The following is a 17,109-nucleotide window of genomic DNA, read 5'->3' on the forward strand; positions in this document are numbered from 1 at the left end:
ACGATACCGGATAGCATGCGCTCTCGTGAGCCCCCATGTCACCGAGGTGTCACCCGGAGTCTTCCGGGTCCTGGACACCTGCCACGTGTACGTCGTCGCCGCCCCTCCGCAGGAGGACGGCACGCGCACGGGCGTCGCCGTCGACTTCGGCTCCGGCCGGGTGCTCGACCTCCTGCCCGAGATGGGGCTCGACCGCCTCACCGATGTGCTGATGACCCACCACCACCGCGACCAGGCGCAGGGGCTGGAGCTGGCGGCCGCGGCGGGCGTCGCGATCCATGTGCCGCCGGTCGAGCGGGAGCTGTTCGACGAGGTCGACCTCATGTGGGCGGGCCGGCGCCTGGCCAACGACTACGACCTGCGCGACGACCGGTTCTCCCTGCTGGAGCCGGTGCGGGTGGACGGCGTGGTGCCCGAGTACCGCACGGCCCGTTACGGCGGCGTGGACGTGCGCGTGCTGCCCACGCCCGGACACACGACGGGCTCGGTGACGTACCTCGTCGAGACCGCGGGCGGCCGGGTCGCGTTCACCGGCGACCTCATCTACGCCCCGGGCAAGGTGTGGTCGCTGGCCGCCACCCAGTGGTCGTACACCGAGAACGAGGGCCCGGCGATGGTCGTCCTGAGCTGCGAGCTGCTCCGCGGGGAGCGGCCGGACCTGCTGTGCCCGTCGCACGGCGAGCCGATGCCCGACCCCGACGCGGCGCTCGCCCGGCTGTCCGAGACCATGCAGCGTTACGTGGACGCGCGCCGCGCCTATCCCTGGGACGTGCGCGGCCTGCTCGACAACCCGTACGTCCAGGTCACGCCGCACCTGCTGATGAACCGGAGCAGCCTGTCCCACAGCTACGTCCTGCTGTCCGACTCGGGCGCCGCGCTGCTGTTCGACTTCGGCTACGACATGACGACCGGGCTGCCCGGCAGCACGGACCGGGCGGCGCGGCGCCCCTGGCTGGCCTCGCTGCCCGCCCTGCGCCGCCACCACGGCGTCACGGACGTCGAGGTCGCCATGCCCACCCACTACCACGACGACCACGTGGCGGGCATGCCGCTGCTGCGCGACGTCGAGGGCACCGAGCTGTGGGTGCCCTCCCACATCGAGCCGGTGCTCGCCGCGCCGCTGCACCATGACCTGCCGTGCCAGTGGTACGACCCCATCCCCGCCGACCGGGTGCTGGGGCTGGGGGAGACCGTGCGCTGGCGGGAGTACGAGATCACGGTGCACGACCTGCCGGGACACACGCTGTACGCGGCGGCGTACGAGGTCCAGGTGGACGGCCATCGGGTCCTGGTGACGGGCGATCAGCAGGACGGACAAGGCATTCCTGGCGAGCGCCGTGAGATCCTTAATTATCAGTACAAGAATCGGTTCCGGATCGAGGACTACCGGCAGAGCGCGGCGCTCTACCGGCGCCTGCGCCCGGATCTGATGGTCAGCGGCCACTGGAAACCCCGGTGGGTCGACGACGACTACCTGGCCATGCTGGCCGAAGGAGGCGAACGGCTCATCGAGCTCCATCATGAGCTGCTGCCCCTCGACCGGTTCGACCTCGGCGCCGACGGGGTGCTGTGCCGCCTGACCCCGTACCACACGCGCGTCCGGGCCGGCGAGGAGGTCGTCCTGACCGCCACGCTGCGCAACCCCTGGCCGGAGAAGGTCGCCGCACGGGTGGAGCCCGTCGTCCCGCCCGGCTGGCGGCGTGAGCCGGGAACGTTGCCGGTGATGCTGCCGGCGCTGGGTACTGAGCAGGTGCACCTCCGTCTCGGCGCCGCCGCCATGCCCCGCCGGCGCGTCCGCCTGGCCGTCGACGTGACCATCGGCGACCTCCGGCTTGGCCAGCACGCCGAGGCGCTGGTGGACGTGGTCCAGGCGTGAGCTTCCAGGAAGGGACTCGATGACCATGGAGCGCGGCGCTTCGCCGCTCAGCCGCGGCCGGCGCCCGACGATCAAGGACGTCGCGGAGGCCGCGGGAGTGTCCCGCTCGACCGTGTCGCGGGCGCTGACCGGCAGCGGCTACGCCGCCGACGACGTCCGCGAGCGCGTCCAGCGGGCGGCGGCGGAGCTCGGGTACGTGCCCGACGTGATGGCCCGCACGCTCAAGCAGCAGATCAGCCGGTCGATCGGGGTGATCGTCAGCGACCTGCGCAACTCCTTCTACGCCGACCTGGCGGCCGGGGCCAACGGTGAGGCGCGCAGCCGCGGCTACACGATGGTGCTGGCCGACACGAGCCTGTCCGCCGACGCCGAGAGCGAGGCCGCGGAGGCGTTCGTGGCGCTGCGGGTGGCGGGCGTCATCGTCACGCCCAACTCGCCGAAGGTGTCCACCTACCTGGGCGCCCACGGCATCCCCGTCATCGAGGTGGACCGGCAGTTCGCGCCCGGCGTCACCGACGGCGTCGTCGTCGGCAACCGCGTCGGGGCCCGCGAGGCCACCACCCACCTGGTGGAGCTCGGCCACCGCCGCATCGCGCTGTTCATCGACGAGACCAACTGGACCACGGGCCACGAGCGCTACCAGGGCTACTCCGAGGCGCTCGCCATGGGCGGCGCCGCCGTGGTGCCCGAGCTGGTGGTCTCCTCCGGCTGGGACGTGGCCGACTCCCACCGGCGGGCGCTCGACATGCTGCGCCGGCCCGACCGGCCGACGGCCGTCTTCGCCGCCAACAACGTCCTGGCCGAGGGCGTCTGGCGGGCGATCGCCGAGCTGGGCCTGCGGGTCCCGGAGGACGTCAGCCTGGTGGCGTTCGACGACGCGCCGTGGATGAGCATGGTGTCGCCGATGGTGACCGCGGTCGCCCAGGACACCATGGGGCTGGGCGCCGCCGCGGTGCGGCGCCTGCACGAGCGGCTGGACGCGCCGGACGGCGAGTCGCTGACCACGGTCCTCGCCGTGCGGCTGGTCGTCCGCGGCTCCACGGGCTCCTGCCCGGCCCTCCCCTGACGCCTCCTTTCCGCAAGCCCGGCTCCGCGTGACTGTGATTGACCCGGCGGGCCGGGCGCTCCTAGGATCACTGTGGGAACGATGCCATATCGGTTTCCCTCATCGACGGGCTTCCGATCGGAGGCACATGGACCCGCACCTTCCCGCGGCCGAGGCGCCACCCGTCCTCGCGCTCGACATCGGCGGCACCAAGCTCGCCGTCGGCGTCGTCACGGCGGACGGACGCATCCACGGATGGCAGAGCGCGCCGACCCTCCGCGAGGAGGGGCCCGACGCCGTCCTGACGCGGCTGTTCGACCTCGGCCGCAAGGCGATCGCCGAGGCCGGGCGGCTCACCGTCGGGGCCGTCGGCATCTCCTGCGGCGGGCCGCTCGACGCGGTGGCGGGCGTCGTCCAGTCGCCGCCCCACCTGCCCGGCTGGAACGACGTGCCGGTCTGCGCCCTCGCCTCCGAGGCGTTCGAGGTGCCGGCCGTCCTGGAGAACGACGCGACGGCGGGGGCGCTGGCCGAGTTCCGCCACGGCGCGGGGCGCGGCACCAGCACGATGGTCTACCTGACCGTCTCCACGGGCGTCGGCGGCGGCACCGTCATCGGCGGGCGCCTGCACCGGGGCGCGGCCGGCAACGGCGGCGAGCTGGGGCACGTCCTGGTGCGTCCGGGCGGGCGGCGGTGCTCGTGCGGGCGGCTCGGCTGCGTCGAGGCGTACGCCTCGGGCACGGCCATCGCCGAGCGCGCCCGCGAGGCCCTGGCCGCCGGCCGGCCCTCCAGCCTCGCCGCGCTGCCGGCCCTGACCGCCCGGGACGTCTCCGAGGCGGCCGCGGCGGGCGACCCGCTGGCCGTGGAGATCTGGGACGAGACGGTCCAGGCCCTGGGCTCGGCCGTCACGGACCTGGTCAACGTGTTCGAGCCGGAGCTGGTCGTGCTGGGCGGCGGCGTCACCCGGTCGGGCGATCGGCTGCTCGGGCCGGTCGCCGCCATGGTGGCGCGCGAGGCCATGCCGCCCGCCGCCCGGACCGCCCGCGTCGCGCGGGCCGCGCTGGGCGACGGGGTGTGCGTGGTCGGCGCGGGCGCGGTCGCCCACGACCTCCTCGCCGCCCCCGCCCCCGCAGCGGGGATCACGTCCGCAGCAGGCATCACGTCCGCGGCCGGCATCGCCCCCGGAGCCGACATCGCCGCCGTCCCTGGAACGAGCCATGCCTGATCGCACCGAACCGCTCGCCACCCCGGCGAGCGCCTCCACCACCGTGCCCGCCGGCGTGACCGTGCCCGCGAGCCTGTCCGCCAGCCCGGCCGTGTCCGCGAGCCCGGCCGTTCGCGCAGCACCGGCCGTGTCCAAGGCCGTGTCCGAGGCCGTGTCCGTGGCCGTGGCCGTGTCCGGGCTCGCCGAGCAGGTGGCCGCGCACGTGGCCGCCGCACGGGCAGTCGAGGCGCTGCTCCCGGCCGTCGAGGCCGTCGGCGAGCTGCTCATGAGGGCGTTCACCGCCGGCGGCACCCTCTACACGATGGGCAACGGCGGCAGCGCGGCCGACGCGCAGCACTTCACCGGCGAGCTCATCGGCCACTACCAGCGTGACCGCCGCCCCCTGCCCGCCGTCACCCTCACCACCGACGCGACCGTGATCACCTGCATCGCCAACGACTACGGGTACGATGACGTATTCGCCCGGCAGGTCACCGCCCTGGCCCGGCCGGGAGACGTCGTGGCCGCGTTCACCACCAGCGGCAACTCCCCGAACATCGTCACCGCCCTCGAGGCCGCCCGGACGGGCGGCGCGACGACCGTGCTGTTCGGCGGGGGCGACGGCGGCGCGGCGGCGCGGCACGCCGACCACCTGCTGCTCGCCCCCTGCTCCCAGACCCCTCGCATCCAGGAGATGCACACCCTCATGCTCCACATGATCAGCGACCGGCTCGACGCCTGGGCGGCCACGTGACCGGGCCGGCCGGCCGGCGCGCCGCCCCCATGGCCAACGCCCCCTCCGGCGCGCAGCCGTACGGGCTGCCGAGGGCGCCCCGGCCGGCGGCGACACCCGGCCGGACCCTGCACATGATCGGCAACGCGCACCTCGACCCCGTGTGGCTGTGGCCGTGGCAGGAGGGCTACCAGGAGGCCCGCGCGACGTTCTGGTCGGCGATCCACCGCATGGACGAGTACCCCGACTTCGTCTTCACCTGCGACCAGGTGGTGCTCCTGTCGTGGGTGGAGGAGTCCGACCCCGAGCTGTTCGCCCGGATCAGGGAGCGGGTGGCCGAGGGCCGCTGGCACCTGGCGGGCGGCTGGTGGGTGGAGCCCGACTGCAACATGCCGTCCGGCGAGTCGTTCGTCCGCCAGGGCCTGTACGGCCAGCGGTACCTGAGGGAGAAGTTCGGCGTCATGGCGACGGTCGGCATGAACGTCGACCCGTTCGGCCACCACGCCATGCTCCCGGCGATCCTGCGCGGCCAGGGCATGGACTCCTACTGCTTCCTGCGGCCGGGGCCGCACGAGAGCGACCTGCCCGGCACGATGTTCTGGTGGGAGGCGCCCGACGGCAGCCGGGTGCTGGCCTACCGGATCCCGTTCGAGTACTGCAGCCCGCCCGGTGAGGTGGCCGGGCAGACCGAGAAGGCCCTCGGCCAGCTCGACCGCTCCCTCGGCGATCTCATGATCTTCTACGGCGTGGGCAACCACGGTGGCGGGCCCACCAAGGCCAACATCGAGTCCATCCACCGCTACGACCGGATGGGCACGTTCGGCGAGCTGGTCATGTCGTCGCCGCGCCGCTACTTCGACGAGGTGGCCAAGCGCCTCGGCGAGCAGGGCCTGGCCGGGCTCCGGGTGTGGCGCGACGACCTCCAGCACCACGCCGCCGGCTGCTACTCCGCCCACTCCGGCATCAAGGCGTGGCAGCGCCGGGCGCAGGCCGCGGTCCTGTCGGCCGAGCGGTGGGCCGCGGTCGCGGGCCACGACGCCCGCGCCGAGCTGGAGCGGGCGTGGAAGCAGGTGCTGTTCAACCAGTTCCACGACGTGCTGCCCGGCTCGGCCATCGAGCCCGCCTACGACGACGCCCGCGACCAGCTCGGCGAGGCGGTGGCCGTCTCCAAGCGGATCATCACGCGGGCGCAGAACGTGATCGCCCGCGACATCCGGGTGCCCGAGGAGACGGGCACCTCGCCGGTGGTGGTGTTCAACCCGCACCCGTGGCCGGTCACCTGCGACGTCGAGATGCAGTACGGCCTCGCGCCGGGCGGCGTCCACGTCGTCGACGCCGGCGGCGGCGCGGTGGCCTCCCAGGGCACCCAGTCGGTCGCGACGACCGACGACCAGGGGCGCGGGGCGACGGTGTTCCGGGCCGAGCTGCCGCCGCTGGGCTACCGGCTCTACCGGATGCGGCCGGGCGCGCCGGCGCCGCGCCCGAGCCGGCTGTCGGCCGGCGCGACATTCCTGGAGAACGACACGCTACGGGTGGAGATCGACCCCGTGTCCGGCTGGCTGACGAGCCTGCTCGACAAGCGGACCGGCGTCGACCTGGTCCGCGGCGCGCCGGGCGAGCACACGCAGATCTGCGCCGACCCGACCGACACGTGGGGTCACCGCGTGCTCTCCTACGACTGGCCGGGCGAGCCGATGACGACCACGTCGGTCGTCCTGCGGGAGAGCGGGCCGCTGCGTGCCCGCCTACGGGTCGAGCGGGAGTGGGGGCGCTCGGCGATGGTCGAGGAGTTCCTGCTCGGCGAGGACTCCGACGCGGTCGAGGTGCGGGTGAGCATCGACTGGCGCGAGCGGGCCCACCTGCTGAAGCTGCGCTTCCCGGTGGCCGTGGAGAGCCCGGTCGCCACGTACGAGATCCCGTTCGGGCACCTGCGGCGGCCGGTGGACGGCGCGGAGGAGCCGGCCCAGTCGTGGGTGGACCTGTCGGGCGTCGTGGACGGCGTGCCCGCCGGCCTGGCCGTGGTCAACAACGCCAAACACGCCTACGACGTCGCGCCGTTCGGGCCGGGCCGCGGCCACAGCATCGGCATCACCGCCGTGCGCAGCCCGGTCTACGCCTGGCACGACCCGCGGCTGCTCGACCCCGACGGCTTCTACTCCTACCAGGACCAGGGCGTCCAGCACTTCCGTTACCTGCTGGTGCCGCACGGCGGCGACTGGCGGGGGGCCGGGCTCACCCGGCGGGCCGCGCTGCTCGGCTCGCCTGTGCGGGCCATGCTGGAGAGCTTCCACGACGGCTGCCTGCCGCCGGAGCGCGGCTTCGTGGACGACGGCGGCGGGCAGGTCATGGTGACGGCGGTCAAGTGCCACGAGGACGAGCCGGACGACCTGGTGGTACGGGCCGTGGAGACGCACGGCCGGCCGGTCACCGCCTCCCTGGAGGTCCCGCTGGCCGGGGTGCGGATCGTCGCCGACTTCGGTCCGTGCCAGATCCGCACGTTCCGCATCCCGCGGGCCGACCCGCTGGCGACCGTGGAGACCGACCTGCTGGAGCTGGGCGTGCGCAAGGGCGCCCTGACGGTCGAGCCGCTGTGACCGACACCACGACCGCCCCGCCCGCTGCCGCCCGACCGGCCGCCGCGGCGGCGCTGCTGGAGCACGGCCTGCGCACCGGCCGCGCCGACCAGACCGCCGCCGCGGAGCGGGTCATCGACTTCGTCTGCTCCGAGCTGTCCCCGTCGGGGACGTTCTGGGGCACCTGGTACCGCGACTCGGGCTGGTCGCAGAGCTGGACCCACCTCAAGGACGGGCTGCACGCGCGCACCCTCGGCGAGGCGACGCTGTTCCTGCTGCGGGCGCTGCGGCTGCGGTGCCACGAGGCGTGGCGGTCGAGCGGTCACGAGGCGTGGCGGTCGAGCGGCCGCGGGGCGTGGCTGGAGGCCGCGCGCTCCAACCTGGACGTGATGGCGGGCCGCCAGCGCGCCGACGGCAACCTCGGCGCGATCCACGACGCCCGCACGGGCGAGGTGCTGTCGTGGTCGGGCGCCTCCGGCCTGACCTGGGTGGCCGCCCTGGCCGAGGCGGAGGACCTGGACGACGACGGCCGTTACCTGCGCGCCGCCGAGCGGGCGGGCGACTACTACACCTCGTTCGTGGACGCCGAGTTCATCTACGGCGCGCCGGAGGACGTGGACCTGGCGCCCACCTCGGAGGACGGCTACGCCGCGGTGATGGCGTACATGGCGCTGCACCGCCGTACCGGCCACGCCCGCTGGCTCGACCTGGCGCGCCGCGCGGCCGACTGGATGCTCACCTTCCGCTACTCCTACAACGTCCGCTTCGGGCCGCGCACGCCGCTCGGCGCGTACGGCTTCGCGACGCGCGGCGGGGACCAGGCGTCGCCGTCCAACCAGCACCTGCACGCCTACGGGCTGGTCTGCACGGCGGAGCTGCTGGAGCTGGCCGGCGCGCTGGGCGACCCCTTCTACGCCGAGCGAGCGTACGAGACGCTGGACTGCTTCCGCCAGCTCCTCCCGGCGGCCGACGGCGACCTCAACGGCTACCGCGGCATGATCACCGAGCGGTACTACCAGACGGCGTGCTTCCAGCCGAAGGGCATGTACCTGACGCTGTCGCACGCCTGGAGCGCGGGGGTCCTGCTGCTGGCCTGCGAACAGGTCCTCCGGCGTCAATGAAAGTTTCACATCTACCCCGATAATTTCGGCTCGCCAGTGCCGTCATGAGCCCGCGAGGACGCCGTGGACGTTTGACCGCCGCGTGCATGGTCTCTACCGTCCGGGTGGCCCGGCCCGCCAGCCAGGCAGAAACTTTCGGAATCGGTACCCCCCGCGGAGGTCGATGTCCATGCCCCCGTCCTCGCCCCGACGCTCCAGGAGCCGCCGGAGTCTCGCACTGGCCGCCCTGTTCGGGTTGCTGGCCACGCTCCTCCTGTACGCGACCCCGGCCGGCGCCTCCGCGGCGCTGCGCCAGCACGCCGCCGCCCGCGGCAAGTTCATCGGCGCCGCCCTGGCCACCGGGCCGCTGGCGAGCGAGACCGCCTACCGCGACCTCGCCGCCGCCGAGTTCAACCAGGTCACCCCCGAGAACGCGCTGAAGTGGGACGCCACCGAGCCCAGCCAGGGCCAGTTCAGCTTCGGCGGCGCCGACGCGATCGTCTCCTTCGCCGCCCAGAACGGCCAGCAGGTCCACGGCCACACCCTCGTCTGGCACAACCAGACCCCCGGCTGGGTGCAGGGCCTCGGCGCCGACGCGATGCGCTCGGCCATGCGCAACCACATCACCCAGGTCGTCGGCCGCTACGCCGCCAACCCCGCCGTCGTCTCGTGGGACGTCGTCAACGAGGTCTTCGACGACAACGGCAACCTGCGCACCTCGTTCTGGTACAACACGCTCGGCGAGAGCTACATCGCCGACGCCTTCCGCGCCGCCCGCGCCGCCGACCCCGACGCGCGGCTGTGCATCAACGACTACAACGTCGAGGGCGTCAACGCGAAGAGCACCGCGCTGTACAACCTGGTGCGCTCCCTGCGCCAGCAGGACGTCCCCGTCGACTGCGTCGGCTTCCAGAGCCACCTGGCCATCCAGTACGGCTTCCCCGGCCAGATGCAGCAGAACCTCCAGCGCTTCGGCGACCTGGGAGTCCAGGTCCGGATCACCGAGCTGGACGTCCGCATGGTGGTGCCCCGCGACACCACCAAGGACGCCACGCAGGCCACCTACTACCGGGACGTGGTCAACGCCTGCCTGGCCGTCACCGCCTGCGCCGGGGTCACGATCTGGGGCTTCACCGACAAGTACTCCTGGGTGCCCGACACCTTCTCCGGCCAGGGCGCCGCGCTGATCTACGACCAGAGCTACCAGCGCAAGCCCGCCTACACCGCCGTCCACGACGCGCTCGCCGGCGGCACCGTCACCGACACCACCCCGCCGACCACGCCCGGCACCCCCGCCGCGTCCGGCGTGACGGCGAGCACCGCCACCCTCACCTGGACGGCCTCCACCGACTCCGGCGGCAGCGGCCTGGCCGGCTACACCGTCTACCGGGAGCAGGGCGCCACCGACCCCGAGCTCGGGCGCGGCACCGGCACGTCGCTCACGCTCACCGGGCTGAGCGCCGCCACGCAGTACCAGGTGTACGTGCGCGCCCGCGACGGCGCCGGCAACCTGTCACCCGCCTCGGGTACCGTCACCTTCACCACGGCCACCGGCGGCGGGACGGGCGGCGGCTGCTCGGCGGTCGGAACCGTGCAGAACCAGTGGAGCACCGGCTACGTGGTGCAGCCCGTGACCGTCACCAACACCGGCACCTCCACGGTGAGCGGCTGGACCGTCACCTTCACCCTGCCCCCGGGCCACGCCCTGACCGGCGCGTGGAACGCCACCCTCACCGTCGTCGGCCAGACGGTCACCGCGAAGAGCCTGGCCTACAACAGCACCCTCGCGCCGGGCGCCACCGCCACGTTCGGCTTCCAGGCGTCACGCCCGTCGGGCGACACGGCCACGCCGCCCGGCTACACCTGCGCCTCCTGACCCGGCCGGGGAATCTCGTCCATAGCGATGAGTTTCCCCCGCCGCCCGGCCACGTTTCGGACCTCGGGGTCACTCCTCGGCGCCGGGGTCCCGCGTGTAGCTCAGCAGGTCCCCGGGCTGGCAGTCGAGGACCTCGCACAGCCGGGCCAGGGTGGAGAACCTGATGGCCCTGCCCTTGCCGGTCTTGAGGATGGACAGGTTGGCGATCGTCACCTCGACCCGGTGGGACAGCTCGGTCAGCGTCATGCCGCGCCGGGCCAGCAGCTCGTCGAGCCGGATCTCGATGCGCCCGTCGAGCTCTCCGGGCGGCACTCAGATCGTGCCTTCGAGGTCGTCGAGCATGGCGGCGTCGACGGTCATCATCCGGGCCGCCGCGGTCTTGGCCGCGAAGTCCAGGGCGCAGGCCGTCAGCGAGCCGAGAGTGAGGACCGCGCCGATCCTGCGCAGGTCCCGCACCGTGTCGGCGGAGAACAGCGCGCGGTCCCCGGCGACGCCCCGGGTGGTGATCCGGACCAGCCAGAACAGGGACAGCAGGATCGCCAGCGTGCCGGGCAGCCACGTGAGCAGGTGCAGGGCGGCCAGCAGCGGCGCGCGGCCCGGGTCGTACAAGGTCGCCGTGACCATGACGTCCAGCGCGCGCACGCCGGGAGAAAGGGCTCCGTCGAGCGAGCCGCCGGGCATCGCCGCCTCCTTTATCGTTTTTCGATGAAGTTGCTTCTGTCACTGTAACATCGAAAAACGATAAAACAACCGGATGGTGCGTGGTGTGACCTGCTCCTCAGGGGGAATGCGGGCCTCTATGGGGATCAGCACGGACCGGAGCGGCGCACCGCGGATCAGTGAGGAGAGGGTCGTCACCGTGTCGTCCTGGCGGGAGCTGGACGACGCGATCAGCGAGGTGAGCGGGCCGCGGGGGTCACGCCGGCACGGCGGGCACTCGCACTCCTCGGTGGTGTTCCGCGGCCGCTCACGACCCCCGCACTCGCACCGGTCCGGGCTCGCCCGGCTGGACGGCGACTACCAGGCCGTGGAGCGCCATCTCATCCGCAACTTCCGCAAGTACGCCCACCGCCAGGCCCCGGGGCCGACGATCTGGGACTGGCTGGCGCTGGGCCAGCACCACGGGCTGCCCACGAGGCTGGTGGACTGGACGTTCTCCCCGCTCGTCGCCCTGCACTTCGCCACGGCGTCCTGGCCCCGGGAGGAGGCCATGCTCATCGGGCTCGACTGCGAGGCGGCCCACCGGCTGCTGCCGGAGGCGCTGCGCGAGGTCCTGGACCGCGAGGGCGCGCTGCTGTTCACGACGGAGATGCTCGCCCGGCGGGCGCCCGACCTGGACAGCTTCGGCAAGCTCGCCGCGGGCGAGGAGCCGTTCATGGCGCTGTTCGAGCCCCCGTCGCTGGACGAGCGGATCGTCACCCAGTCGTCGGTGCTGTCGGCGCTGTCGGACGTGACGTCCTCGGTGGAGCAGTGGCTGGAGAGCCATCCGGACCTGTGGTGGGCCTGGCGCATCCCGCCGGAGGTCAAGGCCGAGGTGCGGGAGCGGCTCGACCAGGCCGGCATCAACGAGCGGGCACTGCTGCCCGGCCTCGACGGGCTGGCCGCCTGGCTGCGCCGCTACTACTCGCCGGAGTCGTGCACCGACCACCAGGGCGACGAGTGCGCCCCCGGCAACACCGGCAACGCCTGACCTCAGGAGGTCCCGAACTCCGAGACGTTCGCCTTCGTGGCCACCTTCACCGGCACGGCCACGGTCTTCGGGATCGTCTCGCCCCTGGCCGCCTTCACCGCGGCCTGCACCGCCTGCTGGCCGAGCAGTTTCGGCTGCTGGGCGATGGTCGCGGTCATGGTGCCCGCCTGCACCGCCTTGAGGCCGTCGGGCGTGCCGTCGAAGCCGACCACCTTGACCTGCTGGCCCGCCTTGGCGCCGAGCGCCTTGATCGCGCCGAGCGCCATCTCGTCGTTCTCGGCGAACACGCCGGTCAGGTCAGGGTGCGACTGCAGCAGGTTCGTCATGACGTCCAGGCCCTTGGTGCGGTCGAAGTCGGCCGGCTGCCTGGCGACCACCTGGATGCCCGTGAACGCCTTGATGCCGTCGGCGAAGCCCTGGCCGCGGTCGCGGGAGGCGGACGTGCCCGGCGTGCCTTGCAGGACCACCACCTTGCCCGTGCTGTCCAGCGCCTTGGCGAGCTGCGTGGCCGCCATCCTGCCGCCGGCCACGTTGTCGGAGGCGACGGTCTGCGCGACCTCGGCGCCGTTGACGCCGCGGTCGGCGGCGATCACCGGGATGCTGGAGCGATCGGCCGCCTTGACCGCGGGCGCCGCCGCGTCGGAGTCGACCGGGTTGATGATGATCGCCTTCATGCTCTGGCTGGTGAAGTTCTGCACCTGGTTGACCTGCTGGGAGGCGTCGTTCTGGGCGTCGGTGACGGTGAGCGCGGCGCCGAGCTTGGCGGCCTGCGCCTGGGCGCCGTCCCTGAACTGCACGAAGTACGGGTTGTTCAGCGTCGAGACCGACATGCCGAGCTTGACGTCGCCACCGGCGGACGAGCCACCGCCCGACGAGCCGGACGAGCCGCACCCGGCCGCGCCCGTCACCATGCCCGCCACCAGGGCCGCCGTGGCCAGGACTGTCGCGGAGATCCGCATGATCTTCCCCCTTAGGACGTTTCCCTCCGGCGCAGGGTGTCGACGAGGACCGCGAGCGCGATGACCACGCCGATCACCACCTGCTGCCAGAAGGCCGAGACCGACAGCAGGTTGAGGCCGTTGCGCAGGACGGCCAGGATGAGCGCGCCGACGAACGTGCCGAGCGCCCGTCCCTTGCCCCCGGACAGGCTGGCCCCGCCGATGACCACGGCCGCGATCGCGTCCAGCTCGTAGCCGGTGGCGGCCTGCGGCTGGGCCGAGGCCAGCCGGCTGGCGAGCACGATGCCGGCCACCGCGGCGAACCCGCCCGACAGTGCGTACGTGATGAGCTTCTGCCGGTCCACCTTGATGCCGGACAGGCGGGCGGCCTCCTCGTTGCCCCCGATGGCGTACATGGCGCGGCCGGAGTAGGTGCGGTTGAGGATCACGGCCGCGATCACGCCCATGACGACCATCACGATGACGGGAACGGGCAGGTAGCGGCCGATGGTGTCGCCGAGGTGGGCCACCGTCTCGGGCAGCGCGATCGGGCTGCCCTGCGAGATGACGAGCGCCAGGCCGCGGGCGATGCCGAGCATGGCCAGCGTGGCGATGAACGGCGGCAGCTTGCCGTACGCGATGAGGACGGCGTTGACCAGCCCGCAGGCCACGCCCACGGCCAGCGCGACGACGGTGGCGATCGGCCACGGCCAGCCGGCGGAGGTGGCCGTCCAGGCGAGCACGATCGCGGACAGAGCGGCGACGGACCCGACCGACAGGTCGATGCCGCCGGTGACGATGACGAACGTCGAGCCGAACGCGAGGATCGCGGTGACGGCCGCCTGGACGCCCACGTTGAGCAGGTTGGTGACACTGAGGAAGTCGGACGACAGCAGCGACAGCCCGACGACGAGCACGACGAGCGCGACCAGCGCGCCGTTCTCGGCGAACCACACGGCCGCCGGCGAGCGGCGCTGGACGAGGACGTTACCGGACACGGCCACCCTCCACCTCCGAGACGGCCAGCGCCATCACGCCGTCCTGCGTGGCCTCCGAGGCCGGGAGCTCGCCGACGAGCCGGCCGCGCGCCATGACGAGGATCCGGTCACTCATCCCGAGCACCTCCGGCAGGTCGCTGGAGATCATGAGGACGGCGTCGCCGGAGGCGGTGAGCGCGTTGATGAGCTGGTAGATCTCCACCCGGGCGCCCACGTCCACGCCCCGGGTCGGCTCGTCGAGGATGAGCACGCGCGCCCCGGCCACCAGCCACTTGCCGATGACCACCTTCTGCTGGTTGCCGCCGGACAGGGTGCGCACCTCCTGGTCGAGCCCGGTCATGCGGATGGCGAGCTGGTCGGCGACCTTCGCGGCGGCCGTGCGCTGGCCCTTGCGGTCGACGAACCCGGCCCGGGTGGCTTCGCGCAGGGTGACCAGGCCGAGGTTCTCGTCGACGGCGGCGCCCAGCACCAGACCCTGGCCCTTGCGGTCCTCCGGGACGAGCCCGAGCCCGGCCGCCATCGCCGCGTGCACGTCGCCGGGCGGCAGCCGCCGGCCGTTCACGGTGACCTGGCCGGCGTCGTAGCGGTCGGCGCCGAACAGCGCCCGCGCCACCTCCGTACGGCCCGCCCCCACGAGCCCGGCGACGCCGACCACCTCGCCCGCGCGCACCTCGAACGACACGTCGGAGAACACGCCCCGGCGGGTCAGCCCCGCCACCTTCAGCAGCGGGTCGCCGGCCCGGCCCCGCTCGCGCGGGAACTGCTGCTCGATGGGCCGGCCGACCATGAGGCGGACCAGCTCGTCGTGCGGCGTGCTCGCCGGCACCTCCGCCACCGAGCGGCCGTCGCGCAGCACGGTCACCCGGTCGCCGATCTCGGGGATCTCCTCCAGGTGGTGGGTGATGAACACGATCGACACGCCCTCGTCGCGCAGCTGCCTGACGATCGCGAACAGCTTCTCCACCTCGCCGGTGGTGAGCACGGCCGTGGGCTCGTCCATGATCAGGATGCGCGCGTCCAGGGCGAGCGCCTTGGCGATCTCCACCATCTGCATGCGCGCGATGCCGAGCCGCCCGACCGGCGTGCGCGGATCGACCCGGACGTCCACGCGGGCCAGCAGGGCCTCGGCGTCCCGCTCCATGCGGGCGGTGTCCACGAGGCCGAAGCGGCGGGGTGGGCGGCCGAGCGCCAGGTTCTCCGCGACCGTGAGCTGGGGGACCAGGTTGAACTCCTGGTAGATGGTGGCGATGCCGAGCGCCCGCGCGTCACCGGCCGACCTGATCCGCACCGGCCGCCCGTCCATCAGGACCCGGCCGCCGTCCGGGTGGTAGGCGCCCGACAGGATCTTGATCAGCGTGCTCTTGCCGGCGCCGTTCTCGCCCAGCAGCACGTGGACCTCGCCCGCGCGCAGGCTCAGATCCACCCCGTCCAGGGCGAGGACACCCGGGAACTGTTTGCGCAGGCCCTCGGCCCGGAGAATGTCCTCCGTCACGTCGTGATACTTGCCGATAACGCGCCGTCGAACCTCAAATGCGCAGGTGAGATGGGGTGCCCCGGCGCCCGCGGGTCATTCGCCGCCGTAGAGCCGCTCCAGCCCGACCAGCTGGACGGTGCTGTCACGGCCGGCGGCCCGGCGGAGGTCGTCGGTGAAGCCGGCGCCGCTGAAGCACAGGAGCCGTACGCGCTCGGCGGCGGTGGTGTCGCGGGCGCGGAGGAGCTCGCGGATGTGCTGGAGCCGCCGCAGGTGACCGAGTCCCATGGTGTCGTTCCATTTCGCCTCACCGATGGCCAGGAGGGTCTCGCCGTCTCGATCGTCATGACCGAAGACGGCGACGTCGACCTCGTGGCCGGTTCTGGCGGCGGGGTCGTTCACGGTGCCGGTGGAGACGCGGGAAGGATAGCCCCCATAGGTCTCGGGCGACGCGTGCCACCGGGACCATTCGCGGCAGAGGGCTTCGAAGTGCGGCCCCAGGACTTTGCTCCGGAAGGTGGCGCGGGCGCGACGCCATACCGCCCCGGCCCGCCCTGGACGTTCGAGATCTCCCCAGTTGGGGCGCATGACGGCGTGGTAGAAGGTGACGAGCGGCTCGGCGATGCGGTAGGCGGAGCGATTCCTGCGGAAGGCGTCGTCTTCATGCCGGATGAGGCCGATGTCCTCGAGGACGTGGAGCGGGTGGGCGAGGTCGGTGGACTTGCGGCCGAGATAGTCCGCGATGCCGCCGCGTGCGGCGTTGCCGGCGGCGATGGCCGCGAGTACCGAGTGGTAGAGCGCGGTGTCGTGGAGCTCGGGTTCCTCCGCGAGGAGGTAGCGTGCCTCGCGGAACAGGGGACGGCCGGGGTTGAGGACCGCCCGGGTGACCCAGTCGTCGAAGTCGTCAGGGCCTGTGGGGGTGTCGCCCTGGGTGAACTCGCGGCGGTAGGCGGGAGTCCCTCCGACGATGGCGTGGGTGAGAATGGCCGTGCGCGGGTCGGTGATGTCCCAGAATCGGGCGGCGAGACGGTAGTCGAGAGTGGGGACCACGAGCTCAAGGCCGGCTCGGCCGCGTAGCGGGGCGTTGCCGGAGAGCAGGCGCCCCATGAAGGACAGAGCGGAGCCGCAGAGCAGGAGTCGCACGGGGGTGTGGCCGCGGCGCGCGGCGGGGTCGAGCGCGCGCTGGATGATCGACGGCAGCGCGGGCGACGCCTTGGCCAGGAAGGGGAACTCGTCGATGACCGCGATGGTCGGGCCGTGGACGGCGATGCGCAGGAGACGGGTGATCGCCTCGTCCCAGTCGGCGAAACGAAAGGGAGCGGGTTCGTCCAGGTGCGCTGCGAGGGCTGTCCCGAACTGCCGGAGGGCGTCTGCTTCGGTGGTCTCCGTGGCGGTGAACATGAACCCGCCGGAGGCACGGGCGAGACCGTCCAGGAGGAACGTCTTTCCTTGTCGGCGACGTCCCGACACGACGCCCAAGGTGGCCTCTCGGCCGGAGTAGCCGGCGAACCTGGTCAGCTCGCCCCACTCGAAGTCGCGGTCGAACATCTCGGCGGGCTTGTCCACAGGGCTCCTCCTCCTTGGATAAGTGAACTTATTATAAGTCCA

14 protein-coding genes are annotated in these 17,109 nt (G+C 72.8%); 8 read left to right on the forward strand and 6 right to left on the reverse strand.

Annotation, left to right across the window (positions count from 1 at the left end; genetic code table 11):
• The first annotated feature begins 25 nt into the window (after positions 1 to 25).
• The 7 genes from AB0H64_RS14125 to AB0H64_RS14155 all read left to right on the forward strand — a co-directional run bounded on the left by AB0H64_RS14125 (position 26) and on the right by AB0H64_RS14155 (position 10,404).
• The gene (locus tag AB0H64_RS14125; RefSeq protein WP_357623750.1) at positions 26 to 1,876 is read left to right on the forward strand and encodes an MBL fold metallo-hydrolase; all 1,851 of its coding nucleotides are present in this window, start codon (positions 26 to 28) and stop codon (positions 1,874 to 1,876) included.
• 19 nt (positions 1,877 to 1,895) lie between these two features.
• Positions 1,896 to 2,942, forward strand: a complete 1,047-nt coding sequence (locus tag AB0H64_RS14130; protein WP_357623751.1) for a LacI family DNA-binding transcriptional regulator — start codon at positions 1,896 to 1,898, stop codon at positions 2,940 to 2,942.
• A 127-nt stretch (positions 2,943 to 3,069) separates the two neighbouring features.
• Complete coding sequence (locus tag AB0H64_RS14135) at positions 3,070 to 4,143, forward strand: ROK family protein (protein WP_357623753.1); 1,074 nt, start codon at positions 3,070 to 3,072, stop codon at positions 4,141 to 4,143.
• Positions 4,136 to 4,876 (forward strand): SIS domain-containing protein, encoded by a 741-nt coding sequence (locus AB0H64_RS14140; RefSeq protein WP_357623755.1) that lies wholly within the window; start codon positions 4,136 to 4,138, stop codon positions 4,874 to 4,876. Before AB0H64_RS14135 ends, AB0H64_RS14140 begins: the two co-directional genes overlap by 8 nt.
• Positions 4,873 to 7,449, forward strand: coding sequence for a glycoside hydrolase family 38 C-terminal domain-containing protein (locus AB0H64_RS14145; RefSeq protein WP_357623756.1), 2,577 nt, complete (start codon positions 4,873 to 4,875; stop codon positions 7,447 to 7,449). Before AB0H64_RS14140 ends, AB0H64_RS14145 begins: the two co-directional genes overlap by 4 nt.
• Positions 7,446 to 8,549 (forward strand): hypothetical protein, encoded by a 1,104-nt coding sequence (locus AB0H64_RS14150; protein ID WP_357623758.1) that lies wholly within the window; start codon positions 7,446 to 7,448, stop codon positions 8,547 to 8,549. Before AB0H64_RS14145 ends, AB0H64_RS14150 begins: the two co-directional genes overlap by 4 nt.
• A 163-nt stretch (positions 8,550 to 8,712) precedes the next feature.
• Positions 8,713 to 10,404, forward strand: a complete 1,692-nt coding sequence (locus AB0H64_RS14155; protein ID WP_357623760.1) for an endo-1,4-beta-xylanase — start codon at positions 8,713 to 8,715, stop codon at positions 10,402 to 10,404.
• A 69-nt stretch (positions 10,405 to 10,473) separates the two neighbouring features.
• Here AB0H64_RS14155 and AB0H64_RS14160 read toward each other — a convergent pair whose 3' ends face one another.
• Together AB0H64_RS14160 and AB0H64_RS14165 are read right to left on the reverse strand one after the other, a co-directional pair.
• Positions 10,474 to 10,716, reverse strand: a complete 243-nt coding sequence (locus tag AB0H64_RS14160) for a helix-turn-helix transcriptional regulator (protein WP_357623762.1) — start codon at positions 10,714 to 10,716, stop codon at positions 10,474 to 10,476.
• Positions 10,717 to 11,085, reverse strand: a complete 369-nt coding sequence (locus tag AB0H64_RS14165) for a hypothetical protein (protein ID WP_357623764.1) — start codon at positions 11,083 to 11,085, stop codon at positions 10,717 to 10,719.
• Between the two features lie 118 nt (positions 11,086 to 11,203).
• Here AB0H64_RS14165 and AB0H64_RS14170 point away from each other — a divergent pair, with 118 nt between their 5' ends.
• Positions 11,204 to 12,094 (forward strand): FRG domain-containing protein, encoded by an 891-nt coding sequence (locus tag AB0H64_RS14170; RefSeq protein WP_357623766.1) that lies wholly within the window; start codon positions 11,204 to 11,206, stop codon positions 12,092 to 12,094.
• Between the two features lie 2 nt (positions 12,095 to 12,096).
• Here AB0H64_RS14170 and AB0H64_RS14175 read toward each other — a convergent pair whose 3' ends face one another.
• The 4 genes from AB0H64_RS14175 to AB0H64_RS14190 all read right to left on the reverse strand — a co-directional run bounded on the left by AB0H64_RS14175 (position 12,097) and on the right by AB0H64_RS14190 (position 17,067).
• Positions 12,097 to 13,053, reverse strand: a complete 957-nt coding sequence (locus AB0H64_RS14175; RefSeq protein ID WP_357623767.1) for a substrate-binding domain-containing protein — start codon at positions 13,051 to 13,053, stop codon at positions 12,097 to 12,099.
• 11 nt (positions 13,054 to 13,064) lie between these two features.
• Positions 13,065 to 14,030 (reverse strand): ABC transporter permease, encoded by a 966-nt coding sequence (locus AB0H64_RS14180; protein ID WP_357623769.1) that lies wholly within the window; start codon positions 14,028 to 14,030, stop codon positions 13,065 to 13,067.
• A complete protein-coding gene (locus AB0H64_RS14185; RefSeq protein ID WP_357623770.1) occupies positions 14,020 to 15,522 on the reverse strand; it encodes a sugar ABC transporter ATP-binding protein in 1,503 nt (500 codons plus the stop codon). The genes AB0H64_RS14180 and AB0H64_RS14185 overlap by 11 nt, the downstream gene beginning before the upstream one ends.
• Positions 15,523 to 15,597: 75 nt before the next feature.
• Positions 15,598 to 17,067, reverse strand: coding sequence for an ATP-binding protein (locus AB0H64_RS14190; protein ID WP_357623772.1), 1,470 nt, complete (start codon positions 17,065 to 17,067; stop codon positions 15,598 to 15,600).
• Positions 17,068 to 17,109 lie beyond the last annotated feature (42 nt).

This window comes from Nonomuraea sp. NPDC050733 (genome assembly GCF_040654215.1).
Lineage (GTDB): Bacteria > Actinomycetota > Actinomycetes > Streptosporangiales > Streptosporangiaceae > Nonomuraea.